The 18677-nt window shown below is 45.9% G+C and carries 19 protein-coding genes and 1 pseudogene; 8 read left to right on the forward strand and 12 right to left on the reverse strand.

Going from position 1 to position 18677, the window contains the following annotated elements:
* Nucleotides 1-61: 61 nt before the first annotated feature.
* Both QZW82_RS04140 and QZW82_RS04145 read right to left on the reverse strand, forming a co-directional pair.
* Entirely contained in the window at nt 62-835 is a 774-nt protein-coding gene (locus QZW82_RS04140; RefSeq protein ID WP_293144999.1) for an SGNH/GDSL hydrolase family protein, read from the reverse strand.
* A 440-nt stretch (nt 836-1275) separates the two neighbouring features.
* Nucleotides 1276-1611, reverse strand: coding sequence for a DUF4437 domain-containing protein (locus tag QZW82_RS04145; protein WP_293145002.1), 336 nt, complete (start codon nt 1609-1611; stop codon nt 1276-1278).
* 193 nt (nt 1612-1804) lie between these two features.
* On the opposite strand from QZW82_RS04145, the gene QZW82_RS04150 reads away from it, so the two are divergent.
* Together QZW82_RS04150 and QZW82_RS04155 are read left to right on the forward strand one after the other, a co-directional pair.
* A complete protein-coding gene (locus QZW82_RS04150) occupies nt 1805-2950 on the forward strand; it encodes an iron-containing alcohol dehydrogenase family protein (protein ID WP_293145005.1) in 1146 nt (381 codons plus the stop codon).
* A 231-nt stretch (nt 2951-3181) separates the two neighbouring features.
* Nucleotides 3182-4366: an aspartate aminotransferase gene (locus tag QZW82_RS04155; protein ID WP_293145008.1), complete on the forward strand. Its 1185-nt coding sequence runs from the start codon at nt 3182-3184 to the stop codon at nt 4364-4366.
* 469 nt (nt 4367-4835) lie between these two features.
* On the opposite strand, the gene QZW82_RS04160 is transcribed toward QZW82_RS04155, so the two are convergent.
* Nucleotides 4836-5981: a hypothetical protein gene (locus tag QZW82_RS04160; RefSeq protein WP_293145011.1), complete on the reverse strand. Its 1146-nt coding sequence runs from the start codon at nt 5979-5981 to the stop codon at nt 4836-4838.
* Nucleotides 5982-6294: 313 nt separating this feature from the next.
* Complete coding sequence (dapF, locus tag QZW82_RS04165) at nt 6295-7152, reverse strand: diaminopimelate epimerase (protein WP_293145181.1); 858 nt, start codon at nt 7150-7152, stop codon at nt 6295-6297.
* A 255-nt stretch (nt 7153-7407) separates the two neighbouring features.
* On the opposite strand from dapF, the gene QZW82_RS04170 reads away from it, so the two are divergent.
* A complete protein-coding gene (locus tag QZW82_RS04170; RefSeq protein WP_293145014.1) occupies nt 7408-7620 on the forward strand; it encodes an RNA-binding protein hfq in 213 nt (70 codons plus the stop codon).
* A gap of 242 nt (nt 7621-7862) precedes the next feature.
* Here the strand turns inward: QZW82_RS04170 and QZW82_RS04175 are convergent, their stop codons facing one another.
* On the reverse strand, nt 7863-10178 hold the full coding sequence (locus tag QZW82_RS04175) for a cation:proton antiporter (RefSeq protein WP_293145017.1): 2316 nt from the start codon (nt 10176-10178) through the stop codon (nt 7863-7865).
* Nucleotides 10179-10297: 119 nt separating this feature from the next.
* On the opposite strand from QZW82_RS04175, the gene QZW82_RS04180 reads away from it, so the two are divergent.
* Complete coding sequence (locus QZW82_RS04180) at nt 10298-11389, forward strand: acyltransferase (RefSeq protein WP_293145020.1); 1092 nt, start codon at nt 10298-10300, stop codon at nt 11387-11389.
* 74 nt (nt 11390-11463) lie between these two features.
* On the opposite strand, the gene QZW82_RS04185 is transcribed toward QZW82_RS04180, so the two are convergent.
* From QZW82_RS04185 to QZW82_RS04200, 4 genes are all read right to left on the reverse strand, one after another.
* Complete coding sequence (locus QZW82_RS04185; protein ID WP_293145023.1) at nt 11464-11790, reverse strand: type II toxin-antitoxin system RelE/ParE family toxin; 327 nt, start codon at nt 11788-11790, stop codon at nt 11464-11466.
* 2 nt (nt 11791-11792) lie between these two features.
* A complete protein-coding gene (locus QZW82_RS04190) occupies nt 11793-12035 on the reverse strand; it encodes a type II toxin-antitoxin system ParD family antitoxin (protein WP_293145026.1) in 243 nt (80 codons plus the stop codon).
* A 147-nt stretch (nt 12036-12182) separates the two neighbouring features.
* Nucleotides 12183-12305, reverse strand: coding sequence for a hypothetical protein (locus QZW82_RS04195; protein WP_293145028.1), 123 nt, complete (start codon nt 12303-12305; stop codon nt 12183-12185).
* Nucleotides 12306-12452: 147 nt separating this feature from the next.
* Nucleotides 12453-13622, reverse strand: coding sequence for a formylglycine-generating enzyme family protein (locus QZW82_RS04200; RefSeq protein WP_293145031.1), 1170 nt, complete (start codon nt 13620-13622; stop codon nt 12453-12455).
* Between the two features lie 306 nt (nt 13623-13928).
* Between QZW82_RS04200 and QZW82_RS04205 the strand changes: the two genes are divergently transcribed.
* Entirely contained in the window at nt 13929-14777 is an 849-nt protein-coding gene (locus QZW82_RS04205) for a M23 family metallopeptidase (protein ID WP_293145184.1), read from the forward strand.
* A 212-nt stretch (nt 14778-14989) separates the two neighbouring features.
* Nucleotides 14990-15532, forward strand: coding sequence for a late competence development ComFB family protein (locus QZW82_RS04210; RefSeq protein ID WP_293145034.1), 543 nt, complete (start codon nt 14990-14992; stop codon nt 15530-15532).
* Between the two features lie 401 nt (nt 15533-15933).
* Here the strand turns inward: QZW82_RS04210 and psb29 are convergent, their stop codons facing one another.
* Nucleotides 15934-16647, reverse strand: a complete 714-nt coding sequence (gene psb29 / locus QZW82_RS04215) for a photosystem II biogenesis protein Psp29 (protein WP_293145037.1) — start codon at nt 16645-16647, stop codon at nt 15934-15936.
* Nucleotides 16648-16670: 23 nt separating this feature from the next.
* On the opposite strand from psb29, the gene QZW82_RS04220 reads away from it, so the two are divergent.
* Entirely contained in the window at nt 16671-16829 is a 159-nt protein-coding gene (locus QZW82_RS04220) for a hypothetical protein (protein WP_293145040.1), read from the forward strand.
* A 158-nt stretch (nt 16830-16987) separates the two neighbouring features.
* Nucleotides 16988-17638, forward strand: coding sequence for a chromophore lyase CpcT/CpeT (locus QZW82_RS04225; RefSeq protein ID WP_293145043.1), 651 nt, complete (start codon nt 16988-16990; stop codon nt 17636-17638).
* Between the two features lie 191 nt (nt 17639-17829).
* Here QZW82_RS04225 and QZW82_RS04230 read toward each other — a convergent pair whose 3' ends face one another.
* On the reverse strand, nt 17830-18192 hold the full coding sequence (locus QZW82_RS04230) for an STAS domain-containing protein (protein WP_106149243.1): 363 nt from the start codon (nt 18190-18192) through the stop codon (nt 17830-17832).
* Nucleotides 18193-18303: 111 nt separating this feature from the next.
* Nucleotides 18304-18435 (reverse strand): annotated as a pseudogene (locus QZW82_RS32175) (zinc ribbon domain-containing protein); the annotation flags it as partial.
* Nucleotides 18436-18677 lie beyond the last annotated feature (242 nt).

Raw genomic sequence — 18677 nt, forward strand, 5'->3', positions numbered from 1 at the left:
GTCAATTCCTGAAATACAAAATTTTTGCGGTCAGGAATGCGAGTCCCCATCCATCCCAGGACTAAAGTCCTGACTGTATTTTCTTCTGCCTTATTATACTTAGGATTCGCAACAAATTCTGATTTAGAATTTCATACCCCTGTACGTTAAAGTGCAGTTCATCGCGTTTATATTGCGGCAAGATTTTGCCCTGACTATCGCCAAGAATCGGGAATGTATCAAACACTATAACTTTATCTCCCGCTAAGGTAGCGATGTAGGTATTGACTTCTTGAATTGCCCGACTTATATCATCAGACCAAAAAGGCTTGCGTTCTAGTGGCACTTCTCCGACCGGGAAAATAGTAGTCACGATTACTACTGCACCTAGATTCTTAGATTCTTCGACAATTCGCTTAATATTTGCTTGACAATTAGCAACGATCGCATTTCTGCTTTCTGGAAACAAGGGAATGGTTTTCAGATCGTTGACACCAACTTGGATAATTACAATTTTGGGCTTTAAGGAACTCACATGATAGGCAAATCTCTCGATCGCCTGAACAGAGGTTTGAGAACCAATTCCCCGGTTAATAAACTCATATTCACCGAGATTGGGTGATGTCCAACTGGCGGCCCTGGAGTCACCAAAGAAAACCACTCGGGTTTGCTTGGTATTAGTAGCTGGCTGGGCATTGATGGGATGGTTGGTCAATCCCAGAGGATCTAAACGAGTTTGATTGAGTTCGCGATAATACTGTTTGGCTCGACCCAAAAGCAGAATATTTAGGAAAATTGAACTTCCTAGGACTAATAAAAGTGCGATCGACAGAATAGTAGGTTTGCTCACTGCCATGTTTTTAGGATTTGAGTGCAATTTGCTCTCACATTTTATGAAAAATTAAGATGGATATACTACAATACGGTTTACTTAACGCTTTTGATAAATTTCATCTGACGATTTTTGGATTATAAAGAGGTGAAATAGATCTTAAGAAGATTTTACCGCAGAGAACGCAGAGAACACAGAGAGGGGAGGGACAAAAGGTTTTTTTACGACATCCAAAACCCTCGCAATACTCTTCCCTCTGCGCCCTCTGCGCCCTCTGTGGTTCAAAACTCTTCTCTTGATGGAGTGGATTATAATTTAATACGGTTTACTTAACGCTTTTGATGAATTTCATCTGACGATTTTCTGGCAATACAGCCATTTTGGGCAAGTCAGATTTTTCTTAAGTAAACTGTATTGGGATATACTAGCGATATTTAGCTGCACAGGTATCCATTCATCCTCAGTTATGTTCCTTCAAATTCTCCCATTGCTCCCAGCCGAATAGTGATTAACTCTACATCGGTTAACGCTTCATGCGCTCCTTGTCTTGTTCCTTTTGGGGTTGTCCAAAAGCATCCCGCTTCACACACTCGATCGCCCGTTTTAAGACTACCCGAAACGACGAACACATACTCATCAGCCGGATGAGTATGAACTGGAATAATTGTACCTTGCTTCATCTTCAAGCGATGAATCGATCCTTGTGGCACAGGCTCAGCTAATACCACCCAACTTGTCCCAGGAAACACCGATAAATCAGCGAATTGCTGTGTGGATAAGTCTTGAAAATTTTGAGTCATCGGTTTTATCCTCACCGTGCTGTACATCTATTATACCGATCGCCCTTACAACTCCCGCAATCCATGCCCAACCACAATACTTAATAAAAACTTTACAAAAGTTACCATGTTGGCCAACACGAGTTAGAGTTATCCTATAAAATCCAGCAATCCTGCAAAGCGTCAACCTTCCCGTCACTTATCTAGTGGTTCGATGACTCACATCCAAAGCACCAAAACCGCCACCCCTACTGCAATTTATTCCTTGACAATTGCTCCAGCCTGTGTATTGCGCGGTCAAAACGCCCTCGCACAAGCCGGAGATGCGATCGCCCGTTTCGGAAAGCGGCCCCTAATAGTCGGCGGTAGCAACTCCCTCGCCACGGCGCAACCCTACCTGCAACCAATCCTCGAACAGCAGCAATTAGAATCCGCGCAAACAGCCTACGGCAACGATTGCAGCGAAAGAAGCCTCGAAACCCTCCGCGCAGCCGTCCAAACCCACAAAGCCGACTTCATCATCGGTGTCGGTGGCGGCAAAGCCTTGGATGCAGCCAAACTTCTCGCCCATCAGTGCCAAATTGCGATCGTCACCATCCCCACATCAGCAGCCACCTGCGCCGCTTGGACAGCACTTTCTAATATTTATTCCGAACAAGGTGCCTTTCAATACGATGTCACATTAGCCAGATGTCCCGATTTATTGATACTCGACTACGGCTTAATTCAAACAGCACCGCAGCGGACATTAGTAGCAGGAATTGGAGATGCGATCGCCAAATGGTACGAAGCATCAGTCAGCAGCGGACACTCCGAACAAACTCTGATAATTTCTGCCGTCCAACAAGCTAGAATCCTGCGCGATATCCTGTTCCAAAAATCAGCCGCCGCCCTCAAAGAACCAGGTAGCGAAACCTGGCAAGAAGTCACAGACGCCGCCGTATTGCTAGCAGGAGTAATCGGCGGAATTGGTGGCGCCCAATGTCGCACTGTCGCCGCCCACGCCGTCCACAACGGCCTAACTCATCTATTAGCAAGTCACGGCACATTGCACGGCGAAAAAGTTGCCTACGGCATATTAGTGCAACTGCGGCTAGAAGAAATTCTGCAAAACAATCAACTAGCAGCAACCGCCAGACAGCAACTGCTAAAATTCTACGCCGAGATTGGATTGCCCCAAACTTTAGAAGACTTAGGACTCGGAGACGTTAGCCTCACACAATTGCAGCGCGCCGCCGAAATAGCCTGCTATCCCAATTCCGACATCCACAGACTCCCATTTAAAGTCGTTCCCGAACAATTAATGGCAGCAATGGTTTCTACCACCGCACCTGTGGGAGAATTGAAAATCAAGAATTAAAACAGTTTGTAGTAAGGACTTTAGTCCTTAAAAGGTTGCCCGAGAAAGGACTTCAGTCCTTACTACGAACCAGGCAAAATCCGATGTTTTCTACCGCACCACTTGTGGGACAATTAAAAATTAAGAATTAAAACAGTTTTTTAAGGACTACAGTCCTTAAAAAACTGCGTCAGAAAGGACTGAAGTCCTTACTACAAACCCGAAAAACAACTAATAACTGATACACAAAAAATGACTTTGGATTGGATTAGCCCTGCTGACAGGTTGCAAAAACTACCGCCCTACGTATTTGCCCGTCTCGACGAACTCAAAGCCCGCGCCCGCGAACAAGGACTAGATTTAATAGACTTAGGAATGGGAAACCCCGACGGTGCGACTCCGCAACCGGTAGTAGAAGCCGCCATCGCAGCTATCCAAAATTCTGCAAATCACGGCTATCCGCCCTTTGAAGGAACTGCCAGTTTTCGCCGTACAATTACCAAATGGTACAGCCGCCGCTACAATGTTGAACTCGATCCAGAAGGGGAAGCATTACCTTTGTTGGGTTCCAAAGAAGGCTTAGCACATTTTGCGATCGCCTATATCAATCCCGGCGACTTAGTATTAGTACCGAGTCCCGCTTATCCCGTATTATTTCGCGGCCCAATCATCGCCGGTGCCAAAGTTCACAACATCATCCTCAAACCAGAGAATGACTGGGTAATTGACCTAGGTTCCATCCCTGACAGCGTAGCCGAACAAGCCAAAATACTCTACTTTAATTATCCCAGCAATCCGACCGGAGCAACGGCCCCCCGCGAATTTTACAAAGATATTGTTGCTTTCGCGCACAAACATCAAATTTTGTTGGTGCACGACTTGTGTTATGCGGAATTAGCCTTTGACGGCTATCAACCGACAAGTTTATTAGAAATTCCCGGCGGCAAAGAAATTGGAGTCGAATTTCACACCATGTCAAAAACCTACAATATGGCCGGCTGGCGAGTCGGTTTTGTAGTTGGAAACAGCCGGATCATTCAAGGTTTGCGGACGTTAAAAACTAACTTAGATTACGGCATATTTTCTGCCTTGCAAGCAGCAGCAGAAACAGCGTTGCAATTACCAGATAGTTACTTGCACGAAGTGCAGGAACGCTACCGCACTCGCCGCGATTTTATGGTTGCAGGATTGGCAGAATTGGGGTGGAATATTCCTAAACCTCTGGCTGCAATGTATCTTTGGGTTCCTTGCACTCCGGGCATGAGTTCGACGGATTTTGCTCTGAATGTTTTGCAAAAAACTGGTGTGGTTGTCACTCCTGGTAATGCTTTCGGCCCTGGCGGTGAAGGATATGTGAGGGTTAGTTTGATTGCAGATTGCGATCGACTGGGAGAAGCTTTGCGACGTTTGAAACAAGCAAACATTCGCTATCAATAGTCATTGGTCATTGGTCATTAGTGCATATTATATCCAGTCAATTTCCCCTAATAAGATTGGTTCGTAGTGAGAACTTTAGTCCTCTGAATTATAAGGACTAAAGTCCTCACTACAAACCGTACACATGACTGATGATTATAAAATTTTAATTTGTTCGCTATCAATAGTCATTGGTCATTGGTCATTAGTGCATATTATATCCAGTCAATTTCCCCTAATAAGATTGGTTCGTAGTGAGAACTTTATTCCTCTGAATTATAAGGACTAAAGTCCTCACTACAAACCGTACACATGACTGATGATTATAAAATTTTAATTTGTTCGCTATCAATAGTCATTGGTCATTGGTCATTAGTGCATATTATATCCAGTCAATTTCCCCTAATAAGATTGGTTCGTAGTGAGAACTTTATTCCTCTGAATTATAAGGACTAAAGTCCTCACTACAAACCGTACACATGACTGATGATTATAACTTTTTAATTTGTTCGATCGCCCAGTTGAACGTTTCCATAACTTGCTGGAGGGCAAATTCGTCTTCCAAAGTAGATAAAGCCAGACTCGGCGACCTTCTCTCGCCCGGTTCTGTAGGTAGCGAAAGACCGATCGAACTTAGCTTATTTCTCAATTCCAGCCAATTTTGTTCAGCATTAAATGGCGGTTGGGAACCGTAATCGTCAGCAGAAATCTCCATTCTGCCAGCAATATCTACAGTGAATAACTGATATGGTTTTCTGCCCCTGTGATGCAACCCGGCCGCGAAACCCCCGTAGGTGTCCCCCGTTCCCCAATGGATTTGAATTTCGGGTTCTTGACTTTTCGCCCAAAGGTATATCGATCTTGCCATTTGCGCCTCGTCCGCGCCTTGTCTGGCTTTGATTTCCGCAAAAAATGACGATTCATCCCAGCGCCTTCTTTCGCGCATTGCGTTGGATTTTTTATGCTGTGCTTCGGCTGTCTGACCGATAACTCTGGGAACCAAGGTTCTCAAACCATCTTCACTTACATATTGCTTAATTTCCAGGGCCAAAACTTCAAGCGGATCCATTTGTTCGTTGAGAAATTCCACAACTCGGCGCATTTCAGCGGAAATCTCGTCTGCTACAAATACTAAGCGAATTTTACCGGCTTGCAAATTAGTTTTAACTTTCTGCCAAAATAGGTCTTCATTAGCATCCGCACCGAGAAACTCTTCAAAAATCTGTTCGGGATCGCGACCCCGATCGCGACAATTGGCTTCAAACAGAGCAATAATTGAATCTATTGGCCAGTAAACCAACGCATTAGCAGCATAGTCGATCGACTGACCCAAAACTTTTTGCCGGAGTGCAGCATTAGGAGTGCGCCTGACATCCACCAAAGTAGGAACTGCATTTTGGTCGAGAAACAAGTGATCCAGCGACCACTGGACGGCACTTTCCTCATCGGTGGACACTGCTGCTTCCCGTGAAATTAACAGCCACTTCCGCGCCGTCGCCCGATCGATTTGATCTCCGGCAATCAGATTAGGATAAGTTACAAGCAAGTCTTGTAACTGGTCTTCCGAGTCGTAGGGCTGTTCCATCATTTCTACCAGCCTGTCGTCGTCCTGAATCAGATAAATACCTCCAGCCATGCACATCCACCTACTTAGTTTTAGATTTTAGATTTTAGATTTTAGAATTCAGGCTGATTTATTAGTTATTAGTCATTAGTCATTAGTTATTAGTTATTAGTTATTAGTCAATGAATTCAGAAGGTGCAAGGGATTATTCATTCATCATTCTTCATAATTAAAGAATTAAAGAAAAATTTGGAATTCAAGAATTTTCCTTGTTTGTCAATTCCACAAAAAACTCCTTCTGACTGATGACTAATCATAACTGACTAATGACTAATGACTAATCACAACAGTCAACTGTCAACTGACAACTGTCAACTGACAACTGTCAACTGACAACTGACAACTGACTAAGACAACCAGTAAATACTTGCTGTGCTGGCCCAGTCATGTAAATCCGCCCAGAAACTTCTGCCCATTCGATTTCCAAAACGCCACCTGGGAGTTCAACAGCAGTTGTTCGATCGCACTTTCCGACCAACACCCCAGCCACCACAGCAGCACAAGCACCAGTCCCACAAGCTAGAGTAACACCTGCGCCCCTTTCCCACACACGCATTTTTATGTAGTCCCGTCGTATAACTTGAATAAATTCAGTATTTGTACGCTGCGGGAAGGCTGGATGGTGCTCGAATTGAGGCCCCACAGTTTCCAAAGCCACAGCCGAAACATCGTCTACAAAGGTAATGCAGTGAGGATTTCCCATGCTGACGCAGGTAACAGACCAAGATTTATCGGCAACTTCGATCGGCACATCTATCACTTTGGCATCTGTTGCAGCCAAAGTTGTCGGAATTTCCGCAGCCATTAGCCGGGGAAGTCCCATATCCACCTTAACCTGACCGTCCGATCGCAATTCGGGGCTAATCACACCCGCCAGAGTGTGAATGCGATACTCAGTTTTTGCTTTCTCACCTTCCAAATCGGCGATAAACTTAGCCAAACAGCGAATCCCGTTGCCGCACATTTCCGGTTCCGAACCGTCGGAGTTAAAAATCCGCATCGTATAGTCAGTGCCGTTTTGACCCGGAAGAGCAAAAATCACGCCGTCTGCGCCGATCCCAAAATGTCGATCGCACATGGACACAGCTTGTTCAGGTGTTAAAACTGGTTCTGAGGAGTGGCGGTTGTCAATCAGAATAAAATCATTGCCCAGTCCGTGATACTTCGCAAATTCGATCGGCATAAAAACAAACCTCTGTTGACAGTTGACAGTTGACAGTTGACAGTTAATAGTTGACCCAACGACTGCGTTTATCCGCGCTGCCAAAGGGCGATCGGGTAAAGCAGTTGACCCTGCGGCTGCGCGAACCCGCAAGCAGTTGACAGTCGATCGCAAAAAAATGACTAATGCTGTTCGCGAGCGGGGACGCTCGCACTAATGACCGATGACTAATGACTAATGATTAATGACCAATGACCAATTTACCCATTTCCCACTATGTCAGAATTTGAGACCGGATTGCCCAGCGTTCGCTTAATACAAAGCTACATCAAAGACAAAGAAAAGTTAGAGATCAAACTCATGACAGGCGACTTGCTAGCCGGCAGAATTTTTTGGCAGGATCATAGCTGTATTTGCCTCCTCGATGCCTCAGAAACACAAATTCTGATCTCGCGATCGGCCATTGCTTATCTCAAACCCAACGCCTGAGGAAACGGGGAGAGGGAAAGAGGGGGAAAATCTTTCCTGTTCCCTCTTCCTTCCATCCGTTACATCCCCTACAGGCTCCCGTCTTCCGTCTTCCCTCTTCCCTCTGACGAATAACGTTCGATCGCGAGGACAGCACCGATGCCCAATGCCCAATGCCCCATCCCTCCGCTTCGCTTTGGCGAATGCCCAATGACAACTGACAACTGTCAACTGTCAACTGTCAACTGTCAACTGACAACTGACTAATCGCTAAATAGCTTTTCGCTAACTTGGGCGGTGACAAAAGGCAGCTTTAAGGCAGGTTGCGGCACCGGAGGCGAGGCCGTCCGCTGCATCAAGCCGAGTTCGTAGAAGCCTCCGCACAGCAGCAAACGATCGCCCTCTTGCAAATCAGTAGTTCCATCCGGCCAGCGAGTAAACTTCCCTTCCCGGCGGATCGCCCGCACCTGCACCCCATACTGGGTGAGCAAATCTACCTCTGACAGTTTTTGGCCAACCCAAGGACTGTTGGCTGGTAACCTCAACCACTGACAAGAACTGTCGCCCTCGGGGACAGCAACTTCGCCCTTCGCCAGCAACTCAAAACTGATCAGTTCTTCCGGTTCACCCACTACCAAAAGTCGATCGCCCGACAGCAAAGCAGCCTTCCCGTTAGGATAATCAATTTCCTCACCATCTTCGCGGACGATCGCCATCACGCTGACCCCTGTCAACTGCCGCAAGTTAGTTTCTTCCAGAGTCATCCCACCGATGGGAGAGCCCTCCGGTAAGTTGTACCAATCGCCGTTGAGATCTCGAACCGCCACTTTCAAATCCCGCGAAACCGCCAAAGGTTCCCGCGCCGGCCGCAATTCCAGATAGCGGCTGCTGCGAATTTGCTGCACATCCCGCCCAATAGCCATTGCAGACAAACCCATCCCAGCCAGCAAGTGGGCAGACAGTTCTAAACTAGCCTCAAACTCCGGCTGCACAACTTCCCAAGCCCCGAGTTGGTAAAGCAGTTCAATATCTTTATCTTTGTTGGCGCGCACCACAATATCCAAATCCGGGACTAATTCTAAAGCCCGCTTCAGACACAAACGAGTGCTCATCGGATCGGGAAGAGTAATCGCCATTGCTTTGGCGCGTTCTACCCCGGCGGCTTCCAATACGTGCAAGCTAGCAGCATTCCCGTAAATGTAAGGAATTCCTGACACTCTGCATTCTTGAATTCTGCTTTCCGACTCGTCGATTACCACAATTGAACAGTTGCGGCTTTGCAGCACTTTGACTAAATTTCTGCCAACTCGCCCGTAGCCACAAACCACAACATGATTTTGTTCCGGCAAAGTTTCAGCTATTTCGACAGGTTGAGATGTTTGGTCAAAATAGCGCTGCAAAGGCCCGAAATTTTCCGCCCACTTGAATAACTGTGGCACGCTTCTCAATACAAACGGCGTCAGCACCAAGGTGACTGCTGTCGTTCCTAAAATTAATAGGTAAACGTTTCGCGAAACCAGTCCCATAGCTTGGCCGGAACTAGCGAGTACAAAGGAAAATTCTCCGATTTGAGCTAAGCCCAAACCTGCGATTAATGCTGTTTTTAGGGGATAGCCAAATAATCGGACGATCGGCGTTACAATCAAGAATTTGCCGACAAATACTAGAAATACCAGTCCCAAAATTAACTCTAGATGGTTCCAGAGAAACACTGGGTCGATTAACATTCCGATGGTAACAAAAAATAAGGATGCAAAAATATCTCGCAAAGGCTCGACATAAGTTAGAGTTTGGTCGGCATATTCCACCTCCGAAATCATTAAACCAGCCACAAATGCGCCCATCTCGATCGAGAAACCCAGATATTCTGTCAGCAGCGCAATCCCTAAAGCCAAAACCACAACTCCCAGCAAAAACAGTTCCCGGCTTTCTGTTCTCGCGAGGTAGCGCAGCAACTGCGGGACGATCCAAATGCCCGCTACTACTGCACCCGCAGCAAATAATCCGATCCGCACCAGGGCCCAGACTATTGTCATGCCGATCGCCTCTGCGGGCTGGTTGAGGGCCGGCAAAACAGCCAGCATTAGCCCCAAGGCCAAATCTTGAACTACCAAGATTCCCAGCATGACTTGCCCGTGGGAAGTACCGCCTTCATTGCGTTCCATCAAGCATTTGAGTACAACCGCCGTCGAGGAAAGCGACAGGATCGCCCCTAAAAACACCCCTTGGGCAGGGGAATCTACCCAGCCTACACCCAAAGAAATTGCAGTAGTAATGGCGATCGTCAGCACAATTTGCAAGCCCCCCCCGCCCAGACTAATTGCTTTAACTCGATTGAGTTCGGCGAATGAAAACTCTACTCCCAAAGCAAACAACAGAAAAGCAACACCAAATTCTGCCAGGGTGTCTACCTGAATTAATTCTTTAATCAGCCCCAAACCGGCCGGCCCAACTACGATCCCTCCCAGGAGGTATCCGAGAATTACCGGCTGTCGCAACAACGATGCAAAGAGTCCTCCTGCTGCGGCAGCAGCGAGAACTAGAACTAAGTCAACAATCAGTCGGAAGTCTTCTTGCACAACTTTATGAAAAAAGTGTAAAGTTATATTATAGTGTTTAATGTGTTGACTATGTTGGGGAGCGTTGACTATAGTTGAGTAGCAAGCCCAACTGCCACTCTTGAACAAGGTATTTTCTAATGACAAAGAGTTCAAATCCTCACAAAAAGCTTAACCTCTTGCAAGTTTATCGAGGGATTGGAGCTTTATTGGTGGTAATGTTTCACGTCAACCAGATGAGCACTGAAAGATTAAATCAAGTTACTTTTTTTAATTTATTTCAGGCTGGGTGGAGTGGTGTTGATTACTTTTTTGTATTGAGCGGTTTTATCATGGTCTACGTTCACCGATCGGCGATCGGTAAAAAAGACCAGTTAAAATCATTTCTAGTCAAGCGCTGCGTGCGAATTTACCCGATATACTGGATAATTACTCTGACAGTTGTGTTTTTCTTTCTAGTGATTCCAGGCTTTGCGAATGCTCAAGACTTAAGTTTGGACAAGATAATTCTGTCGCTGCTTTTGATTCCTCAATATGGCAAGCCAATTCTGGATGTAGGTTGGACTTTAGTTTACGAAATTTATTTTTATGTATTATTCAGCATAGCTATCTGGCTCAAGCCTAAACAGTCTGTGCCTATGCTGTCAGCTTGGCTATTTGTCACACTTCTACATTTTTCTAAAATAATACAATTTCCCGACGCTTTTTTCTTACTGAATACAGTATTTGGGAATATGAATCTAGAATTTGTTTTGGGTGGCTTAGCTGCGTATATCGTGCTTAAATATAACAATAAGATTACTAATTACAGATGGATCCTATTTGGGATAGCAAATTTAGGATATGTTATTTTAGGACTGTTTGTCGCTTGGGGCAACATAGAGTTCGATCGGATCAAGACTTTTGCAGTGCTGGCAGCTATATTAATCGTTGCTGCAACTTCGATCGAGCTTAAGGATTCTCCGAGACTTCCTTATCTTTTAATTTTCCTGGGCGATGCCTCGTATTCAATATTTCTGCTCCACAGCCCGGTGATATCAGCAACTACAAAAATTGTACAAAAGGCGAATTTAGGAAAATATTTCGACGGTTTCTTTGCCCCGGCTCTAGTGGCATTGTTTGCCGTAGTTGTCGGCTGCATATTCTACTCTTTCATCGAAAAACCATTGACAGTTTATCTGCGGAAAAATATTGTTGAAAAAATGTTTCTTCCGAAAACACAAGCAAGCTAATTTTAGGGTGCGTCGCTGTGAGATGTGCGATCGAACTTGCAAATTCGTAAATGCGACGCACCCTACTTTTGATATTACTCGGCTTCATCTCCTGACAAAACTTCCTCTAAATCTCTCGCTGCGTGCAGAATTCGTACCACCTCAATAAAGTCATCAAAAGACAAATAGAAAATTACATAATTGTCAAAACCCCTAACTGAAAACCTTCGCAAACCATCTAACCGTGGATTTTGCACTGGATAGAGGCGACCCATTCCCGACATTTGAGCCAACCTCCCCAATGTCTGACGTGCTGCATCAAAAAAATGCAACGCAGCATCAAGATTATTTTGAGCAATATAAGCAAAATGTTCGTCTAAATCTTGACTTGCTCTTGGTGTAATGGCAATACGTTTAGTCATTGCTACTTTTCGTCAAGTTGAGACACCAAGTGAGTACGTTTTTGCTCCCACCAATCATCGGTAATCTCTACAGAATTGCCACTATCCAAACCAGCCAACAATAACGACTCTACTCGCAATGCTCTTGCTTGTTCTTGGCGAATTAGGTGCAAGATATATTCCGCTGCATTGCTGTAGCCTCCGATCGCGACTTGTTCGTCAATAAATTTTTGAATTGAATCGGGAAGAGGAAGATTGAGAGTCATATTTTTTATCCTTCCTGATGTGCGATCGCCTTTAGCATATTTTCAATATTATAAACCAAATTTAACCTATTTTCGTTTGTGTAGGTGCGTCGCTTTTTTCAATCTCGCTGAAAAATCTAGAAATCTGTGAGCGACGCACCGCAGAGCCTAATTAGTTCGATCGCGCTCTATCTTGGATGGTGCGTCGCTGGTGTAAAATGTCGATCGCACTTGCAGGTTGTAGAATAATCCGCACCCTATATCCTTAACTAGCTGTAGGGTGCGTCGCAATCCAGAATCTCGGTAAAAAATCGAAAAATCTAAAAGCGACGCACCGCAGGGTTTAATTAGTTCGATCGCACTTTATTTTCGATGGTGCGTCACTGTGAGATTGTCGATCGCATTTGGAGACTGTAGAAGAATCCGCACCCTACAAATCTAATCCTGCATCTCCTCCATATTTGGTCGTATCGGAGAGCGTAGCGATTCTAGCTGCGACAGCAGGCAAGGCTCAACAAAAATCGACCTCACCGCAATGCGAAAACCGATATAATCATTAGGGAGAATGGGTTTCCCGATGTCTGATGGCCACGCACACGCCGTTTGGCGAGCCGCGCTGCGACAAAAGGCTTTCCCATCTTTCGCGGAACCGCCACGCATTACTCGATTGATGATTGCGCGAGGTTCCCAAGAACTTCCGTCAGTCGGTGTCTTAAAGTAGTTTTGGGAGTAATCGTCATTGCACCATTCCTGAACATTACCGTGCATACCATAAAGTCCAAAAGCATTAGGAGGAAATCTGTCCGCTTCCCTTGCTCTAAAGAAGGGACCACCCATATAATAATTGGCTAACTCCGGGGTAATAGTGTCTCCAAAATGAAATGGCGTTGTTGTACCAGCGCGACAGGCGTATTCCCATTCTGCTTCACTGAGCAGGCGATATTTTTTTCCGGTGTGCTGCGATAGTCGGTCACAGAATAAGACGGCATCATCCCACGGTATCTTGTCTACAGTATGTTTTTTACTGTAGTAAGAAGACGGGTTGTTTCCCATCACGGCTTGCCACTGTGCTTGGGTGATGGGGTATTTTCCTGCAAAAAAAGCGGGTACTGTGACTTCATGCTGCGGACTTTCATGATCCATTCTACCTAATTCTGTTAATGGCGAACCCATCATAAATGTGCCGCCGGGAATGTAAACCATTTCCACTATTTCGTTCCCTATGTCTTCGGGAAAGTAGAAAGCAAATGACTTGCGGCAGCTAATTTGTTGTCCATCAGAATCAACTGTAATAACATCAAATTCAAATATAGAATCGTTTGGCAAATGTTGTTTTATCTTATCCTCATTTATATCTTTCAGCAGCGAACAGGCAGCTAATTGTACCTGTATTGACTTATCCCTTACTGCTCCAATTATCAAATCTAATCCTGCATCTCCATATTTAAGTGCATCGGAGAGTGCGGCGATTCTAACTTCGGCAGAAGGCACGCCCAAGCGGCTTTTAACACCCGCAACTCCTCCAAGTACCGCAGCATCGCTAGGAATTAAATTTTGACCGCCAAGGACGGCATCGTATTCTTTGGGTCTATTTTGCTCGCTTGGCATAGCATTTTAACCTCTATAATATCTACAACTGTGGCATTTATCTAATAATTATGTCAAATATTCAAAACTTATAATATGTTTGAACAATGTCTTTTTATGTCATGCTGAATATAGCGCAGCGCAAGTCCTAATAGGGCGTTATCCTTTGCGGTGCAAGGGTGCTAAAATTAGATTTTTTGTGTAACATTAGCTAGACAAAGGTTAAGGATATCGGGCATGACAGCGACTGTGAATCGAGCTAACTGCGGACAAACTGGCAAAATAGTGGCGAGTGCTATTTTTGGATATAGGCTTTTGAGAACAAGCATGAAGAAGGCGATTTTGACTGGCCCAATTGTGGCGGGCATTCTGGGTGTGGTATCGCCCGCGCAAGCTTTGCAGGTGCAGGTGACGCCGCCAAATCCCGAATTAGGAGATACGCTGTCAGTCATCATTCAGGTAGACAGCGGCAGCCCGACTCCAACGGTTTCGGTACAGCAAAAAAATTACCCGGCTTTTCCCATGGGCAATAATCGCTTTCGGGCCCTGCTACCGACGACACCACTGGAGAAACCCGGTGCGCGCCTTCTTCAAGTCTCCGGTGACGGACAAGTGCAGAATTTGAATGTGCAAGTGCGCGATCGAGATTTTCCCACTCAATCCATCTGGCTGCCGCCCGGGAAAGACTCCGAAGGTACAGATGCCGAATTCGATCGCGTGGACGCGTTTAAAGCACTGGTGACACCCCAAAAATTTTGGGATGGCAAATTGTTGCGCCCCAACTCCGGCGAAATTACCACTATTTACGGCGTGCGGCGGTACTATAATGGGGTATTTGCTAAGGACTACTACCACCGCGGCGTCGATTACGCGGGCGCTTACGGTTCCCCTGTAGTTGCACCGGCCGCCGGTCGCGTGTCTCTCGTGGGACGCGAATCCCAAGGGTTCAAAATCCACGGTAATGTAGTTGGTATCGACCACGGCCAAGGGGTAGCAAGTATTTTGATGCACCTCAGCCGGATTGATGTCAAGGAAGGCGATTTCGTCAAAGCGGGTCAAGTAATTGGTGCTTTGGGGTCAACGGGGGCTTCGACAGGCCCTCACCTGCACTGGGGACTTTACGTGCACGGGCAGTCGGTCGATCCGGTACCTTGGCGGCTTCAGGGAGTTGAGTAAGACTTTTTACCGATTTTGACGAATTTAAAAGTCAATTATGGGGTAAGTTTGTGGCTGGGGTGTGTAGATAACTGTTCTGGGTTATCACTATTGGGTTATGATTTGTAGAAAAATTCTCAACTCAAGCCTCAAAACTCGAATCTCAAGACGCCAGCAATTGCGTCTTTACAAAACAAAACTGTATTAATGATGCCGTTGAGCGGGAAGCATATATGAGTATTGAAAAAATTGTTGAACAGGCTTTGCAAGACGGCTATTTAACGCCGTCTATGGAAGCTGAGGTAGGACGTATCTGTAATACGGCTTCTGAATTGTCGATCGAAGAGTACATGGCTCTCGATCGCCTGATGGGAGCTTTGTTGACCGGAGAAGTGGTGGTTTTGCCGCGCAAACAGTTCATCAATGTGATGGAAGAGTTGGTGCTTAGCGAGGCGATCGCCAGAGTTGCAGAAATTGAGGCGACGAGCAGCGAGCTGAGTCTGGATGTGGGAGATATTGCGGCTTATGCTTTAAATAGGCTTCCCCCTCTGTACGCTACGACGGAAGAGGGAGCTCACTTTCAAAGGGCTAGGGCTAAGGAGCAGCTTCACGATTTGATTTCCAAAGAAGTTAACGCAGCGATCGACCGCAACTTGGTCAGACCTGAACCGGTAAACCCCACAGCTTTGGGTAAGCCGTCTTCTGGAACCGAAGTTCTGTCAAATCTGAGCAATTGGCTGCAAGCTAACGCCGTTAATTTTGAGCCACAGCCTTAGTACCACGTCCAAAAGCTCTATTTTGGTTAACTCGATCCCGCTGAATTAAAAAAGCGGGATTTTTAGTTTTTGAGCCACAAACAGTTGACAGTTGACCGCTTGTCAGTCAGCGAAGCCGAAGGGTTGACCTGGGATAACTACCTCTACCTAGAAGTCCGAGGATTTGATTAGTCATATCGTTTCCGGTTGTATCGGAATTATTTAACCGCAGAGGGCGCAGAGAACACAGAGAGATAAATGAGAGATTAATACAGGACGATGCTACCGGATTTGATATCACAAGATATCCGTCACAATTGAAAAAAAATAAAGGAATTGTTTGTTTTAGGTAGCAAACAATTCCCTTTTCTTTCTGGCCTCTGCCCTCTGACTGATGACTAATGACTGATGACTTGAAACGATTAATTATTGCTCTCAGAAGAGTCTGCTGAGGGGGCGGCAGTAACTTTTGTTTCTCGTTTTTCACGTTTTTTCCGTTCAGCTTGGATGACATCTTGAAGCACTATTCGCGCTTGAGCCATTTTTTCCAAATTGCTGCGGTACAAATCTAAATCTTTGCTAACTTTGTCTTCAGGTAGATGCAAAGCTGCACTGATTTTGCCGATCGCGTCGTTGCGAGTTTCTTGGTTTTTTACCATCTCGGGGTCAGCTTTTTCTAACAGTGAGAACAAACCGATCGCAAATAAGCGACTGTACTTAAATTGAGCGTTGCTGGCGATCGCCCCTAAGGACGCTTGCAAATCTCCTGTATCTTCAAAGCTGCTGGAGCGATCGAGCCACGAGAGCAACTCAGACCCTCCAAGGCGATCGGCCAAGCTTTCCAATCTGTGAGCGTCTTGCTTGTAGCGATCGGGATCGTCTTCTAGGGCTTTGCACAAAGCGTTAAAAATCGAAAGTCTGTCTGCTTCTGGGGCGTACCCTAGCATGAATCGATCGAAAGCTGTCACCACGCCCAAAGCATAAATCGGGTCGTATTGAAAATCTACATTCGCCGAAAGCAAGTGCATTTCTACCATCAACTCTTCTACCACTCGACGGTAAATAGAGTTAATCGGCCGAGTGTGAATCGTATAGAAACTTCGCTTAGTATCTGAAACGGTACGGTTCTTGTTCACCTGAGTTTTATAGATAAATAATTGTGCCGCCACAGGTGGACCAGCGCGGCATGAGTAAAGTCGGGGGAGTCGATTGGCGATCTCCCTGGCAAAATTTGCCAGTTTTTTTTAACTGTGCAGCCGAGACTGCGAGACAAAATTTTATCGAGAAGATTTTGCGGGCGATCGGCAGCAACAATTAATCTGTCGCAATACGATGGCAAAAGCCAAGTATCTTTACAATCATAGCTCTTCTGGGATCGCTCCTAAATCCCATCTTCTGACTTCCCGGCCCTGTTCGGGCAACCTTTATCACAATCAGATTTTACTGTCAAGCCCAATCCTCAAAAATCCCACGAACATGACAATTTCTCCTGAATTAAGAGCTTTAGCCCAATACATGGCGGGCGAATTTGACAACCGAGAACAAGCGCTAGCAGACCCGGCGTGGTACGTCCACCTGCGTTTTTGGCAAAGACCCCTGCCCGTTGCTCTATTTTCCGAGCCCAGCATTGCCCTGTTTGCCGAACAAGCCAATATTCTAGAATTAGATAAGCCTTACCGTCCCCGCATCGTGCAACTGAGGCACGTGAAGAGGGCGCCGGAACTTATAGAAGCTCAGTATTATATGTTCAAGGATATCGCAGCCGTCAAAGGAGCCGGTCGCAACCCCGACTTACTGGCACAACTAAAGGGCGACCAAATCGAACTTCTTCCCGGCTGCACCCTCTCGGTTGCAGTGCAAAATTTAGGCTCAAATCGCTATCGATTTCGGGCGTCTCTGCCGGAAGGAACTCGTTGCTGCTTTACCTACGATGGGCAAACTTACCAAGTAGACTTGGGATTTGAAGCCGCAGACGAGGAATTTTTCAGCTACGACAAAGGAATCAGCCCCACGACAGGCAAGGCTATCTGGGGAGCTTTAATGGGCCCTTTTAGATTTGTGAAGCGTCAGGATTTTGCTTCTGAAATATTGGCCAATACGCTTGGGATCGGATCGGACGGCGGTTGAAACCGCGTCTACAGAAACAAAGTCCGCCTCCGCGGACTAAAGAAGAAGATCGCGTAATTTTCACCGCCCGGTCTTTAACCTGCACCAGACACGTGCAAGTTTGTGTAGACGCGATTTCAATCGCCCGGTCTTCTTCAACCTGCGGAGGCAGGTTTTGTTTGTGTAGAAGCGGTTTCAACCGCCCGGTTTTCTTAACTTGCGCGCGGCACCCCCTCTAGAGCTTCTTCTTCTGTTTCAAAGATTTCAAAGACAGAATCCATCATGGTGACTTCAAACACCAGTTTGGCTTCTGGATGAACATTGCAAATGCGGAAACTGCCCTTAACTTTATCCGCATCGCGCATACCGGCTACCAACGAGGTCAGGCCAGAACTATCGATAAAGTTTACCTGACCAAGATTCACGACGACATGACGGCTGAGTTTGGAAATACACTCTTGCAACTTGAGGCGGAATTGCCAAGCTGTCGTGATGTCCAACCGTCCTGTCGGTGCTAAGACGATAACTGTTGTACCGTCAGATAGCGTGTGGGTTTTTTGATCAATATGAATCACTGACCCTTCCCTCAAATTTATGACTATTTATCGCGGTGGTTACTTTCTGCTATACAAATACTAGACTTGTCTAGACATTTGCTTCTTACTTCACAGGGAGCATGGGAGCGGTTATCCCTCAGTAAGCTTTCGCGCTTTAGCCAAGCGTGATAAATTAATCGCTGCCTTCAAGTCTCTGTCCATTGAGTTACCACAACTTTCGCTGTTGAAGGTTCTTTCTTTCAGTGGCATATCTTGGATATGCCCACAGCTTGACTATTGTTTTGCAAGGGCGGAAACCAGCGGTCAGCAATGATTATTTCACAACCAAACTTTTTCGCCTTATATTCTAGGTGACGCTTGAATTCAGAGAATCCACAGTCAGCTATTACCTGTGCTAGTTTGTGATTTTTTAGCATCCCATCAACATTTAAATCTTCTACTTATCGTTGCGTGGTTTTTGCATAAGTAAGTAGTGACTTGATGCTGAAAGTCCAAGTTTTTTC

Origin of the sequence: Microcoleus sp. bin48.metabat.b7b8b9.023 (genome assembly GCF_013299185.1) — a bacterium.
Taxonomy (GTDB): Bacteria; Cyanobacteriota; Cyanobacteriia; order Cyanobacteriales; family Microcoleaceae; genus Microcoleus.